At 65.1% G+C, this 13,669-nt stretch carries 14 protein-coding genes; 11 read left to right on the top strand and 3 right to left on the bottom strand.

The features are described 5' to 3' along the window. Positions 1-35 precede the first annotated feature (35 nt). A complete protein-coding gene (gene recX, locus ACSFBC_RS19125; RefSeq protein ID WP_435511932.1) occupies positions 36-488 on the top strand; it encodes a recombination regulator RecX in 453 nt (150 codons plus the stop codon). 53 nt (positions 489-541) lie between these two features. Beyond that, positions 542-1,270, top strand: coding sequence for a hypothetical protein (locus ACSFBC_RS19120; protein WP_435511931.1), 729 nt, complete (start codon positions 542-544; stop codon positions 1,268-1,270). Positions 1,271-1,437: 167 nt separating this feature from the next. Here the strand turns inward: ACSFBC_RS19120 and yiaA are convergent, their stop codons facing one another. After that, complete coding sequence (yiaA, locus tag ACSFBC_RS19115) at positions 1,438-1,875, bottom strand: inner membrane protein YiaA (RefSeq protein ID WP_435511930.1); 438 nt, start codon at positions 1,873-1,875, stop codon at positions 1,438-1,440. 143 nt (positions 1,876-2,018) lie between these two features. Beyond that, positions 2,019-2,942 carry an N-acetyl-gamma-glutamyl-phosphate reductase gene (argC, locus tag ACSFBC_RS19110; protein ID WP_435511929.1) on the bottom strand — a complete coding sequence of 308 codons (924 nt, stop codon included), beginning with the start codon at positions 2,940-2,942 and terminating at the stop codon, positions 2,019-2,021. A 176-nt stretch (positions 2,943-3,118) separates the two neighbouring features. Between argC and sucC the strand changes: the two genes are divergently transcribed. The 9 genes from sucC to ACSFBC_RS19065 all read left to right on the top strand — a co-directional run bounded on the left by sucC (position 3,119) and on the right by ACSFBC_RS19065 (position 13,089). Next, positions 3,119-4,282 (top strand): ADP-forming succinate--CoA ligase subunit beta, encoded by a 1,164-nt coding sequence (sucC, locus tag ACSFBC_RS19105; RefSeq protein WP_435511928.1) that lies wholly within the window; start codon positions 3,119-3,121, stop codon positions 4,280-4,282. Positions 4,283-4,292: 10 nt separating this feature from the next. Beyond that, positions 4,293-5,186 carry a succinate--CoA ligase subunit alpha gene (gene sucD / locus ACSFBC_RS19100; RefSeq protein ID WP_435511927.1) on the top strand — a complete coding sequence of 298 codons (894 nt, stop codon included), beginning with the start codon at positions 4,293-4,295 and terminating at the stop codon, positions 5,184-5,186. Positions 5,187-5,276: 90 nt separating this feature from the next. Continuing rightward, positions 5,277-5,963: a TerC family protein gene (locus ACSFBC_RS19095; RefSeq protein ID WP_435511926.1), complete on the top strand. Its 687-nt coding sequence runs from the start codon at positions 5,277-5,279 to the stop codon at positions 5,961-5,963. Positions 5,964-5,979: 16 nt separating this feature from the next. Continuing rightward, a complete protein-coding gene (locus ACSFBC_RS19090) occupies positions 5,980-6,786 on the top strand; it encodes a Stp1/IreP family PP2C-type Ser/Thr phosphatase (RefSeq protein ID WP_435511925.1) in 807 nt (268 codons plus the stop codon). Positions 6,787-6,854: 68 nt separating this feature from the next. After that, the gene (locus ACSFBC_RS19085; protein ID WP_435511924.1) at positions 6,855-7,511 is read left to right on the top strand and encodes an FHA domain-containing protein; all 657 of its coding nucleotides are present in this window, start codon (positions 6,855-6,857) and stop codon (positions 7,509-7,511) included. Positions 7,512-7,547: 36 nt separating this feature from the next. Beyond that, a complete protein-coding gene (locus tag ACSFBC_RS19080) occupies positions 7,548-9,818 on the top strand; it encodes a CHASE2 domain-containing protein (RefSeq protein WP_435511923.1) in 2,271 nt (756 codons plus the stop codon). A gap of 12 nt (positions 9,819-9,830) precedes the next feature. Next, positions 9,831-10,637, top strand: coding sequence for a 3',5'-cyclic-nucleotide phosphodiesterase (locus ACSFBC_RS19075; RefSeq protein WP_435511922.1), 807 nt, complete (start codon positions 9,831-9,833; stop codon positions 10,635-10,637). Positions 10,638-10,858: 221 nt separating this feature from the next. Beyond that, positions 10,859-11,317, top strand: coding sequence for a pilin (locus tag ACSFBC_RS19070; protein ID WP_435511921.1), 459 nt, complete (start codon positions 10,859-10,861; stop codon positions 11,315-11,317). A gap of 41 nt (positions 11,318-11,358) precedes the next feature. After that, on the top strand, positions 11,359-13,089 hold the full coding sequence (locus tag ACSFBC_RS19065; RefSeq protein WP_435511920.1) for a PglL family O-oligosaccharyltransferase: 1,731 nt from the start codon (positions 11,359-11,361) through the stop codon (positions 13,087-13,089). Between the two features lie 86 nt (positions 13,090-13,175). Here the strand turns inward: ACSFBC_RS19065 and ACSFBC_RS19060 are convergent, their stop codons facing one another. Then, a complete protein-coding gene (locus tag ACSFBC_RS19060; RefSeq protein ID WP_435511919.1) occupies positions 13,176-13,664 on the bottom strand; it encodes a type IV pilin protein in 489 nt (162 codons plus the stop codon). Between the last annotated feature and the right edge of the window lie 5 nt (positions 13,665-13,669).

The following is a 13,669-nucleotide window of genomic DNA, read 5'->3' as shown; positions in this document are numbered from 1 at the left end:
CGGCGGGCATTCCTTTCCGGTCGCTGCATGCCTACATGGGTTTCGCCGCTCCCTCCCTCAAGGGCCGCGCGCTGCGCCTGCTGAGCCAGCGCGAGCATTCGCGGCCCGAACTCGAACGCAAGCTGGCGAAGTACGAAGAGGTGCCCGGCACGCTGGCGCAGGCGCTCGACGAACTGGCCGCCAAGGACTTCATCAGCGAGTCGCGCGTGGTGCAGTCGGTGATCAACCAGCGCGCTTCGCGCATGGGCGCCGCGCGCGTGCGGCAGGAGCTCCAGCAGAAGGGCATCGCGCCCGAGGCCATCACCGAAGCCGTGGCGCAGCTGAAGGACAGTGAACAGGCGCGCGCGCGCGAGGTCTGGCGGCGTCGCTTCGATGCGCTGCCGCAGGACGCGAAGGAGCGAGCCAAACAGGCGCGCTTCCTGATGGCCCGCGGCTTCTCGGGAGCGGTGGTGGGCAAGGTGATTCGAAGCGACAGCGACGACGAGTGACCCTCAGGCCGGCGCCGACCGATCTCGCCGTGCACGGCTGGCATGATCCGCCCATGTCGTCGAACACTCCCTCCTCTTCCTCCCCATCCCTCGGCCGCACCGGCCTGCGCGCCGGCACCGCCTTCGCCGGCGCCGTCTTCAAGAGCGCGCTGCTGGCCATCCTGCTCGGGGGCGGCGTGTTCTTCTTCTACATCAGCCAGCTGAGCGGCCCGGGCATGCCCGCGGCGCGTGCCGGCGGTGCGGGCGCGGTGATCGCGCTGCTGTTCTCGCCCTCGGTGCTGGTCGCGCTGCTGCTGCTGGCCTTCATTCCGCTGTACCTGATGGTGGGCATCGCGCAGGGCCGGGGCCGCGCGCTGCGCCAGGTGGTGCTGGCGCACGGCGACACGATCGCGCAGCGCCTGGGCGCCGCCATCGCGGGCCGCGTCGAGGCGATGCCGCGCACCCACGGGGCCCTGCAGCGCACCTCCGAATGGCTGTCGGTCGATGCGCTGAGCCGCCAGCTCGCGCCGGTGCTGGGCGAAGGTCGCGCGGTGCGGGCCGTGATCGGCTTCGTGCTGAACCGGCTGCCGCTGTCGACGCTGCTGGCCGACTGGCAGGCACAGCGCGCCGCACAACCCGGCGGGACCGAGGCCGGCGCGGAAGACCCGGCCCTGCGCGCGCTGCTGCAGCAGCGCATCGGCGAGACACTGCAGGAGATGGCGACGCCATCGCGCACGCCGCTCTACATCGCGCTGGCCGCGCACGCGCTGCTGCTGGGCTTCGGCCTCTGGCTCATCGCCTGAGGCCGAGGCCCGGCGTCAGCCGCGCACCACCAGCGGCGCGAACTTGCGGCGCCCGCCGACCCCGCTTTGCGGTGCTCACCACCGCACGGTGCGGCTGCGCCAGAACCCGGTTTTGGCAGACTCGGCGCGCTCGCGACGGTTCCTTCACATGTTCCGAGTCGCCTCGGTCAGCCCACCTCGGGCACGTCGTCGGCCAGGGGCTGCTGGCTCTTGTACGAAGCGATGTCGCGCACGTTCTTCTGCACGGCCACCGAACCGAACAGCGCGAGCAGGAAGGACATGCCGTAGAAGCCCTTTTCGCTGTTGGCGAGCGTGGCGTTGAACAGGCCGACGGCCAGCAGCGCCACCGACAGCAGCAGCGAGATCCAGCACAGGCTGTAGTAGATGGCGGTGACCGAGGTGCCCTCGAGCCGGTCACGCACGCTCTTTTGCAGCGACACGGCGGCGAACAGGCCGTACATCAGGATGGTGAAGTAGTAGCCCTTTTCGTTGAGCTGCATGGAGGCGTTCCACAGCCCGATCAGATAGACCAGGGAACCGATGACCAGTGCGGCCCAGGAAGCGGCGACGAACGCGCCGGTGGGTTTCTGCAAAGTGACGGCCATGAGAGCCTCCTCGTTGTGATTGGAGCGCGATTATGGTGCGATGCGCGCCCGGTCATGAAGGCCCGGCTCGGGCGCGCGGGGCCGCCCGACCCGGTGCCCGAAGCGACGGTGTCCGGGAGGCCGGAGCGAAAGGAGGCCCGGGCTCAGAGCCCCAGCATCAGCTTCAGGTTCTGCACCGCGGCGCCGCTGGCGCCCTTGCCCAGGTTGTCCAGGCGCGCGATCACCACGGCGTGGCGGTGGTCCTCGTTCGGGAACACGCGGAGCTCGAGTTCGTTGGTGTCGTTGAGCGCGGTCGGCTCGAGCTTGCCGTCGTCCGTGGGCGGCAGCACCTTGACGAAACCGTCGGGCGTGTTGCTCTTCGCATAGTGCGCTGCGAGCGCGTCGTGCAGGTCGGCGGCCTTGGGGGCGCCCGGCAGGTCGTCGAGGTGCAGCGGCAGCTGGACCAGCATGCCCTGCTTGAAGTTGCCGACCGACGGGATGAACACCGGCCGACGGGTCAGGCCGGTGAACTTCATGATCTCGGGGATGTGCTTGTGCTTCAGGCCCAGCGCGTAGGTCTCGAAGGGCGCGGCGTTGCCCGCCTCGTAGGCCTCGATCATGCTGCGGCCGCCGCCGGAGTAGCCGCTGACCGAAGGCAGCGCGATCGCGAAATCCTTGGGCAGCAGGCCGGCGTCGATCAGCGGACGCACGATGGCGATGGCACCCGTGGCGTAGCAGCCGGGGTTGCCCACGCGCTCGGCCTGGGCCACCGCCTGCCAGTGGCCTTCGGTCAGCTCGGGGAAGCCGAAGACCCAATCCGGGTTCGTGCGGTGCGCGGTCGAGGCGTCGACGATCTTGGGCTTCCTGCCCGGCAGCTGATCGATCAGCGCGACCGACTCGATGGCCGCATCGTCGTGCAGGCACAGGATCACCAGGTCGACTTCGGCCATCAGATCGCGCTTGGCGTTGATGTCCTTGCGCAGCGCGGGCGCGATGCTCACGATGTCGATCTGGGGCATCTTCGCGAGACGCTCGCGAATCTGGAGGCCGGTGGTGCCGGCTTCGCCGTCGATGAAGACCTTGACCATGGTGTTTGTACGGAGAAAGAGGGTACGTGATGTCCGCAGGCAGACGCTCGCCTTTGGTGCGGCGCACCATGATACAGTCGTTGATTGTTCGTCGCCCCCGCCCTGCAGGACGCCGTGGCCCACGAGCAACAGCATCCACATCTCCCGTTTTCAAACCTCCGTCCGAGAGAAACCTCATGAAGATTCACGAGTACCAAGGCAAGGAAATTCTTGCCAAGTTCGGCGTGCCCGTGCCGCGCGGCATTGCGGCATACACGGTCCAGGAGGCGGTCGAGGCCGCCCAGAAACTTGGCGGCCCCGTGTGGGTGGTCAAGGCCCAGATTCACGCGGGTGGCCGCGGCAAGGGCGGTGGCGTCAAGGTCGCCAAGACCATCGAGGACGTCAAGAAGCTGGCCGGCGAAATCCTCGGCATGCAGCTCGTCACGCACCAGACCGGCCCCGAAGGCCAGAAGGTCCGCCGCCTCTACATCGAAGACGGCGCCGACATCAACAAGGAATACTACATTTCCGCCGTGACCGACCGCGCGACCCAGAAGGTCGCGTTCATCGCTTCGAGCGAAGGCGGCATGGACATCGAGGAAGTGGCCCACTCCTCGCCGGAAAAGATCATCACGGTCTTCGCCGACCCCAAGGAAGGCCTGACCGACGCGCAAGCCAAGGAAATCGCCGACGGCATCGGCATGCCCGCCGATTCGACCGCGCAAACGGTCGACATCCTCAAGAAGCTCTACACCTGCTACATGGAGACGGACGCCTCGCTGGTCGAGATCAACCCGCTCAACCGTGACAGCAAGGGCAACGTGATGGCGCTCGACGCGAAGTTCAACTTCGACCCGAACGCGCTGTTCCGCCACCCCGAACTCGTGGCCCTGCGCGACCTCGACGAGGAAGACGCGGCCGAAGTCGAGGCTTCGAAGTTCGACCTCGCCTACATCTCGCTGGACGGCAACATCGGCTGCCTGGTGAACGGTGCCGGCCTGGCCATGGCCACCATGGACACCATCAAGCTGTTCGGCGGCGAGCCGGCCAACTTCCTGGACGTGGGCGGCGGTGCCACCCCCGAGAAGGTCACCGAAGCCTTCAAGATCATGCTGAAGAACAAGAACGTGGAAGCCATCCTCGTGAACATCTTCGGCGGCATCATGAAGTGCGACACCATCGCCACCGGCGTGATCGCAGCCTGCAAGGCCGTGAACCTCTCCGTGCCGCTGGTCGTGCGCATGAAGGGCACCAACGAAGTCGAAGGCAAGAAGTTGCTGGCCGATTCGGGCCTGCCCATCATCAGCGCGGACACGATGGCCGACGCGGCTCAAAAAGTGGTTGCGGCAGTCGCCAAGTAAGGAACAAGTCATGTCGATCTACATCAACAAAGACACCAAGGTCATCACGCAAGGCATCACCGGCAAGACCGGTCAATTCCACACGGAAAAGTGCCAGGAATACGCGAACGGCAAGAACGCCTTCGTCGCGGGCGTGAACCCGAAGAAGGCCGGCGAGTCGATCTTCGGCATCCCGATTTTCGGTTCCGTGAAGGAAGCGGCCTCGCAAACCGGCGCCACCGTGTCGGTGATCTACGTGCCGCCTCCGGGCGCTGCCGCCGCGATCTGGGAAGCTGTCGAAGCCGACCTGGACATGGCGATCTGCATCACCGAAGGCATTCCGGTCAAGGACATGCTCGAAGTGCGCAACAAGATGAAGGCCAAGGAAGCGGCCGGCGGCAAGAGGACCTTGCTGCTGGGCCCGAACTGCCCCGGCCTGATCACGCCCGACGAAATCAAGATCGGCATCATGCCCGGCCACATCCATCGCAAGGGACGCATCGGCGTGGTCTCGCGTTCGGGCACGCTGACGTACGAAGCCGTGGCGCAACTGACGGAAATCGGCCTGGGCCAATCGTCGGCAGTCGGCATCGGCGGCGACCCGATCAACGGTCTCAAGCACATCGACGTGATGCAGGCCTTCAACGACGATCCGGACACCGACGCGGTGATCATGATCGGCGAAATCGGCGGCCCGGACGAGGCTGACGCAGCCCGCTGGTGCAAGCTCAACATGAAGAAGCCGGTGGTCGGCTTCATCGCTGGCGTGACCGCGCCTCCGGGCAAGCGCATGGGCCACGCCGGCGCGCTGATCTCGGGCGGTGCCGACACGGCCGATGCCAAGCTCGCCATCATGGAAGAGTCTGGCTTCACCGTGACGCGCAACTTCTCGGAACTGGCCAAGCTGCTGAAAGCCCGCCTGTAAGCATCGCGTCCTGCCGCCACACACAAACGAAAAGCGCTCGCAATCCATATTGCGAGCGCTTTTTCAATACATAACAGTGGAAAAAGAGACATGGAAATTCTGCAGAGCGCTGACTTCTGGATCGGTCTGGTCAAGATCGTCTGGATCAACATCATTCTTTCGGGCGACAACGCGGTGGTGATCGCCATGGCCGCCCGTTCGCTGCCGCCCGCGCAGCAACAAAAGGCCGTGCTTTTCGGCTCGGGTGCCGCCGTGGTGCTGCGCATCGTGCTGACGGTGGTCGCCGCCAAGCTGCTGGGCCTGCCCTTCCTTCAGATCGTCGGCGGCCTGCTGCTGCTGTGGATCGGCCTGCAATTGCTCGGCGACGAGGACGAAGGCGAAGGCGAGAGCAAGGAGTACGGCAGCCTGTTCGCCGCCGTGCGCACGATCCTGATCGCCGACCTGGTGATGAGCCTGGACAACGTGATCGCCGTGGCGGCCGCGGCCCAGGGCAACACCACGCTGCTGATCCTCGGCCTGGCCATCAGCATTCCGTTGGTGATCTTCGGCAGCACGCTCATGATCAAGCTCATGGAGCGCTTCCCCATCATCGTCATGCTCGGCGCCGCACTGATCGGCTGGGTCGGCGGTGAAACCATCGTCAGCGACGTGTTCCTGCGCGACGTGCTGACGGCCAATCCGTGGCTGCACTATGCGGGCGCGGCGGCTGGCGCCGCCTTCGTGGTGTTCGTCGGGCGCGCCCTCAACCGGCGCGGCAGCCGCTCTCCCGCCCACTGACCCTCCAACCTCCGCCATGACCCGTCCCGATTCATTTCCTTCCCCGATGCAGGAAGACGGCGCCGGGTCATGGGAGTTCTCCGCGCTCACCGATCCCGGTCGGGTGCGAGCGAACAACGAGGATGCGGTCGCGTTCGATCCGGCGCTCGGCCTGGCGATCCTCGCCGACGGCATGGGCGGCTACAACGGCGGCGAAGTGGCCAGCGGCATGGCGCTCGCCTTGCTGCACGCGAGCTTCGGCCGATGGCTGGCCCACGCCGGGCCGTCGGCCCCGGCGCGCGCCGTGCGGCGTGCGCTGCAGGCCGGCACCGACGAGGCCAACAGCGCGATCCTCGAGGCCGGCATGGCCAACCTGCAACTGCAGGGCATGGGCACGACGCTGGTGCTGGCCGCCTTCGGTCCGCAGCGCGTGGTGATCGGCCACATCGGTGACTCGCGCTGCTACCGGCTGCGCCGCGGCCAGCTCGAATTGCTCACCCGTGACCATTCGCTGCTGCAGGAGCAGCTCGATGCCGGGGTCATCACGCCGCAACAGGCTGCCCTTTCCCCGCACCGCAACCTGGTGACCCGGGCGCTGGGCATCGAGCGCTCGGTGAACCTCGAAATGCACGAGCACAGCGTGCAGCCGGGCGACCTTTACCTGTTATGTTCCGACGGCCTCAGTGAGATGGTCTCCGACGCGCAGCTTTCCACACTTTTGTTACAAAATTGCGGGTTGGCGGAGAAAGTACTACTTTTGGTTGCAAAAGCGAACGAGAATGGCGGGCGGGACAATATATCGGTTGTTCTGGCAAGCGCCGGCCTCGCAAGCACTGCAGGGTAAGGCCCGGGAAGGTCGACATTCCTCCCGGCCGCGCTGATAAAAATATTCGCAGTTTCAGGAGTCGGGCCATGCCGAAAATGATCGTTTCGATCGACGGAGTCGTCATCAAGGAAGTGACGCTTGCCAAGGACCGGACCACGCTGGGACGGCGGCCTTACAACGACATCGTTATCGACAACCTGGCCATCAGTGGCGAACATGCCGTGCTGCACATGATCGGCGGCGACGTCTACCTCGAAGACCTCAACAGCACCAACGGCACCTACGTCAATTCCCGCGCCATCAAGAAGCAGGCGCTGGAGAACAACGACGTGGTCGAGGTCGGAAAATACAAGATCCGTTACCTGTCGGGCAGCGAGCCTGGCAGTTATTCCAGCGTGGCGGCCCGCGTCGGCGCCGCGCCAGCTTTCGCCTCGGTCCCGCTGTCGGCCAGCCCGACCGTCCCGGCGCCCCTGATGAGCGGCGGCGTCGCCCAGGCCGCCATCCGCGTGCTGTCCGGCGCGGGGGCCGGGCGCGAGTTGTCCCTGGAAAAAGTCGTGACCACCATCGGCAAGCCCGGCGTCGCGGTGGCGGCGGTCACGCGCCGGCTGCACGGCTACGTGGTGGCGCCGATCGACGGCGGCACCACCCTCAATGGCGAACTGCTCGGCAACGAGGCCGTGGCCCTGCAGGACGGCGACGTGCTGGAACTCGGCGGCACGCGCATGCAGTTCGTCCACGCCTGAGCAGCCCTTGCTTTGCTCCCCGCGTGGCATGGTGCCATGAACGCGCTGCGCCGGCACTGGCTTCGAATCGCCATCACCCTGGTGCCGGTGCTGCTGGCGCTGGGCCACTCGGTTGGCATCTGGCGCTCGCCCTTCGTCGAACCCTTCGACAATTTCATCTATGACGCGCGGTTGCGGCTCACCATGCCGCACACGCTGGACCCGCGCATCGTCATCGTCGACGTCGACGACCCCAGCCTGCAGCAGTTGGGCCAGTGGCCCTGGAGCCGCGACAAGCTGGCCGATCTCACCTCGGAACTCATGGAGCGGCAACAGGTGGCCGTGCTCGGCTACGACGTGCTCTTCGTCGAAGCCGACGGCAGCACCGGCCTGGGCAGCCTGCGCCAACTGGCCGAAGGCCCGATGCGAGGCGACCCTGCCTTCGCCGCCGAGATCGATCGCCTGGCGCCCCTGCTGGACCACGACGCGACCTTCGCCCGCGCGCTGAGCGACCGGCGCGTCGCGCTCGGCTACTACTTCACCCGGACGGCCCGGCCGCATGCCAAGGGCCGGCTGCCCGCGCCCCTGCTGCCGGCCGACGCCTTTCCCTCCGGCCACGATCGCGCCGCCCGCTGGAACGGCTTTGCCGGCAGCATCGAGCCGCTGGCCCGGGCCGCGCCGGCCAGCGGCTTCACCAACGTGCTCATCGAAACCAGCGAGGACGGCGTGATCCGCGCGGCGCCGCTGATGGCGCGTTACGAGGGCGACGCGGCCGTGCCGGGCTATTACGAATCGCTGGGCCTCGCCGTCTACCGGCTGGCCTACGGGCAGCCGTCGGTGAGCGCGTCCCTCGCGCCCATGGGCCTGGCCGGCGGGGCCGCCCCGCTCGAGGCGCTGGTGGTCAACTTGCCGGGCGGGCGCCGGCTGCGCGTGCCCGTCGACCAGAGCGCCAGCCTGCTGGTGCCCTATCGCGGGCCGGGCGGCGTGCGCGGCGGATCCTTCCGCTACATCTCGGCGGTCGATGTGCTGCGCGGAAAGCTGGCGCCGGGCGAATTGAAGAACAAGATCGTGCTGGTCGGTGCCACCGCCCCCGGCTTGCAGGACCTGCGGGCCACGCCGGTGGGCGCCGCCTTCCCGGGCGTGGAAGTGCATGCCAACGTCATCTCGGGCCTGCTCGACCGGCGCCTGCCCTTCGTGCCCGACTACGCCCCGGGCTACGAGGTGCTGGCGCTGCTGCTGGTCGGGCTCACGCTGGCCTTCGGCATGTCGCTGCTGCCGGCGGCGCGCGCGGCGCTGCTGGGCCTGGGCGCCAGCGTGGTCGTGGTCGGGCTCAACGCCGCGCTGTTCGCCAGCTTCGGCGTGGTGCTGCCGCTGGCGGCCACCGTGCTGATGATCGGCATGGTCTTCGTGCTCAACATGAGCTGGGGCTACTTCGTGGAAGCGCGGGCCCGCCGCGGCCTGGCGCGGCTGTTCGGCACCTACGTGCCGCCCGAGCTGGTCGACAAGATGCTCGAACGCCCCGAGCGCTACAGCATGCGCGCCGAGAGCAAGGAGCTCACCGTGATGTTCTGCGACATGCGCGGCTTCACGCAGCTCTCGGAAACCATGGCGCCGACCGAGCTGCAGGTGTTCCTCAACACCGTGTTCAGCCGGCTCACCGCGATCATCAACGCGCACCGCGGCACGGTCGACAAGTACATGGGCGACTGCGTGATGGCCTTCTGGGGCGCGCCGGTCGATGCGCCCGACCACGCCGTGCTGGCCGTGCAGGCCGCCATCGAGATGGCGGCGGCCGTGCAGCAGATCAACCTGGCGCACCGTGCCAGCGGGCGGCCCGAGATCAGCGTGGGCATCGGACTGAACACCGGTGTGATGAGCGTCGGTGACATGGGCTCGGCCGTGCGCCGCAGCTACACGGTGGTGGGCGATGCGGTGAACCTGGCCTCCCGGCTGGAAGGCCTGAACGGCCACTACGGCACGGAAATCATGGCCACCGATGCCACCCGCCAGGCCAGCTCGCTTTTCCTCTGGCAGGAACTCGATTGGGTCTATGTGCGCGGCAAGGCCCGCGCCGTCGCCGTCTTCACGCCCGTTGCGCGCGTCGACGCGGCCGAGCCGGCCCAGCACGCGCAGCTCGAACGCTGGCTGCTGGTACTGGCGGCCTATCGGGCGCAGCAGTGGGAAGAGGCCCGCCAACTCCTCGCACCCCTGCTCGCGGTGGATGCCAAAAAAGTCCTTTACCAGGTCTACGAGAAGCGTTTAGCCTCAATGGCGCGGCAGCCCCAAGACCCGAACTGGGACGGCGCCATCCGTTTCGAAACCAAGTAACAAGGGTCCGCTATGCAGGTGCGTGTACTGGGCTGCTCCGGCGCGATTGCCAAAGACTGCCGCACCACCTCCTTCCTGGTCGACGACGATGTGCTCGTCGATGCCGGCACCGGTGTCGGCGACCTCACCCTCGAGGAAATGGCCGGCATCGACGACGTGCTGCTCACCCATTCGCACCTCGACCACATCGCGGCCCTGCCCCTGATGATCGACGCCGTCGCGGCCAACCGGAACCGGCCGCTGCGGGTGCATGCCCTGCGTGCCACCATCGAAGCGCTGCGCGCCCATGTCTTCAACAACGTCATCTGGCCCGACTTCGCGAGCATCCCCAGCCGTGAATCGCCTTTCGTCAGCTTCCACGACATCGCGATCGGCCAGACCCTTCGGCTCGGCAGCCGCACGCCCAAGGCGATCGAAGTGCTCCCGGCCGTCCACACGGTGCCCGCCTGCGGCTATGCCGTGCGCGCGGCCGAGGGCGGCCCCTACTGGGTCTTCAGCGGCGACACCGAACGCAATCCGCCGTTCTGGGCGCGCCTGAACACGCTCGACGTGGCCATGCTGGTGATCGAGACCGCCTTCAGCAACCGCGAGCAGGGCCTGGCCCAGCGCAGCCTGCACCTGTCGCCCGCCACCCTGGCCGACGAACTGGCCCACATCGCGCCGGGCCGGCGCTACCCCATCTACATCACCCACACCAAGCCCGCCGAAACGGCGGAGATCATGAGCCAGATCGACACCTTCGCGGCGGGCTGGCTCACCAACGGGCTGGAGGGGCGGGACATTCGGTGGTTGCAGAGGGCGGGGGTGTTGACAGTCTGAGGTTCAGGAAGGACCGTACGCCGACGTGTTTGGTCGCTTGTGACAAAAATGTCACCCCGAGGATGCACTCTGAACAACATTTTTGTCGCAATTTGTAAGTCAAATGTGAGCGATTTAGCGCGAAGTATTGGGGGCGAGGCGGTTTTGCGGCTGGCACGGTAGCTGCGGTAAGAATGCACCGGGATGTGTCCCGGGCCTCATAAACAACCTGGAGTAGTGAAATGAACCGTCGTTCCATCGCACGCAATGTGCAAAAGGGTTTCACCCTGATCGAGTTGATGATCGTCGTGGCGATCATCGGTATCTTGGCTGCCGTGGCGTTGCCGGCGTATCAGGACTACACGGTCCGTGCGAAGGTTTCGGAAATGATCTTGGCAGGCTCGTCGGCACGCACTTCGCTGTCCGAGTTTGCGGCGACCAACAACGGCATGCCTCTGACTGCTGCGTACAGCATCGCTTCCCAGTCGTCCAAGTTCGTGAACAAAGTTGAATACGTTGCGACCACCTCGGCGACCGGCACTGTGACTGTGACCGGTCAGGGCGACAGCAACATTGTTAACAAGAAGATCGAGCTGGTCGGCAGCTACGATGCAACCACCGGTCAAGTCACATGGGTCTGCAAGCCTGCTGCATCGGGCGGAATGGACGTCAAGTACCTGCCTTCCAGTTGCAAGGGCTAATCCCTAAGAAGCCCCGCAAGGGGCTTTTTTTTCGAGTGTGTATGTCTGGCTCCCTCTTTTTCTCATTGGGTGCGACGCTGCTTGCAATTGCATGGCTGCTGCCAAACCACTCGATGCCCTGGTCATCCTTCCATGCCGATGCATGGAGCGCCGTCGCCCTGCTCTTCATCTGTCTGCCTGCCTTCTTCTCTCGCGTTGATCGGTTCCGGGCCAGTGCCCTGTTCTGGGTGACATTGGCATTTTCGTTATACCCGCTGCTTCAGTTCTTCTTTGGCGTCCTTCCCTTTGCGGGAAGCGCGCTGGTATGCAGCCTCTACCTTGGCGGCTTCTCCCTGACGATGCTCGCGGGCGAGCGAAGTGCCGCGGCGCAGAGATTCCGCGCCGCGGATGTCATTTTTCTAGCAGCCGTCATCGGCGGCCTGTTCTCCGTATGGCTGCAACTGTGCCAGTGGACCGGTCTCGACAAAGGCCAGGAACTCACACAGATATGGATCATTGGCTTGGGCGACACGACCCGGCCTTACGGTAATCTGGGGCAGCCGAACCAGCTCGCTACCTTGCTCCTCTGGGCGCTCGTGGGTTGCCTCTGGGCCCGATGGAACAGAGCGATCGGCAACCTTGGTTTAGCCGTACTTGCGGCTTTTTTCGTTCTTGGCCTGGCGTTGACCCAGTCTCGCAGCGGGTTGCTTGGTTTCTGTCTCGGATGTCTGCTGCTCTGGGTATGGCCCCCCTTGCGTGGGCTGGTTTCCTGGAAAAGCCTGTTGGCCTTTCTGGCGTTCTACTTTCTTGTCTCGGCGGCTTTTCGTCCCATTAGCAGATTTTTGCTTCTGGATGAGGGGCGTGCATTCGCCGACGCCGCATCGTCTCGGATCCGCCTCAGGAGCTGGGAGATGTTTGGCGACGCCATTCTGCGAGAACCATGGCGGGGGTATGGGTGGAGTGGCGTGAAGGATGCACATGTACAGATGGCGCCTCGTTATCCGGATCTGTCCGATGCGGTCTTTGCACAATCGCACAATCTGTTCATCGATTTCTTCCTGTGGGGCGGCGTCGGATTGGGCGTGGTATTGAGCGGCGTCGTGCTCTTCTGGGGCTGGCTGGCGTTCCAGCGTGCGACGACCCCTAAGGCAGCCATTCTGGTGCTGGCCCTGATGGCGATCGGTATCCACGCGTTGCTCGAGTACCCGCTTCACTATGCCTACTTTCTTCTGCCAGCCGGTGTTCTGCTTGGCGTTCTGAACCAGGAGGCCCGACTGCCGCTTGTTCGTGGCCACTGGGGGCGTTGGCAGGTGGTGGTTACCAGGGGAGCGCTGTCGCTCTCGGCCGTTCTTCTTGGACTGGTCGTTGTCGATTACTTTAAGGTCGAGCAGACCGTCCAGGACATGCGCTTCGAGGACGCCAGAATCCGGATGAGTGCACCTGCTGAACTGCCAGATGTCATGGTTCTCAACCATCTTCGGGAGAATCTGGCTTTCATCCGCTATGAGCCACACGCTGAAATGTCCCTGAAGGACATCGCTTGGGCGCGCGCCGTGGTCTTCGACAACCCATCTAGCCCCAACGTGTTGAAACTGGCGCTTGTCTATCTGCTCAACGGACAACCAGAACAAAGCGATGAATGGTTGCGTCGCGGGTACTTCATCACGCCGGAGAGGAGCCGATCAATGTTTGTGCAGCAGTGGGCGCGCATCCTGCTGGAACACCCTGGCCACGGCCCCTCATCTTTCAATGCGCATGAGTTCCTGGCAGGAGCGGCGCAAGAGGCCGGATGAAATGGCGGCGGCGAATGGTTGGGCGGTTCTTGAACCACGGCCGACCAAGCATCGCTCTTCGATTCGAAGCCAGCGTTGCCTGCCGGTCACCAGCAGTTGATCCCCGTGAAGGCAGTACCTGCACTGTTGACATTCGTCTGTGCGCCCAATTGATTCAATCGATATGCATAGCAGGGAGCATCTGCGGTCTGTGAGCCCGTGGGCGTTGCGGTGGCGGTGAAGGTCGGCAATGCTGTGGACGTGGCCGCCGTGACTGTCACATTCAGCGAGTAGTAACTCGTTCCGCTCGAATTTACGGCTACCGCGCTTGAGGAGGAGCCGGTATAGCCCAGCTTGGACAAATCATCGGTGTAGGCGTTGTTGATGCTGAAAAACCGCTCCTGTCGCCCAGCCATATCCAGTAGCGCATTTTTCGCGTCGACCCGGCGGGCTTTCCTGATGTAGTCGAGGTAAGAGGGCAGGGCGATGGCAGCAAGAATACCGATCACTGCAACGACGATCATCATCTCGATCAGCGTGAATCCTCCGCGGGCACGGGGTCTCGAAAAGCGGGGGGCGAGCAAGCGAGTTTTCATTTGAT

Origin of the sequence: Variovorax frigidus (genome assembly GCF_051216515.1) — a bacterium.
Lineage (GTDB): Bacteria > Pseudomonadota > Gammaproteobacteria > Burkholderiales > Burkholderiaceae_C > Variovorax.
This window is presented reverse-complemented; position numbering and strand designations above follow the sequence as displayed.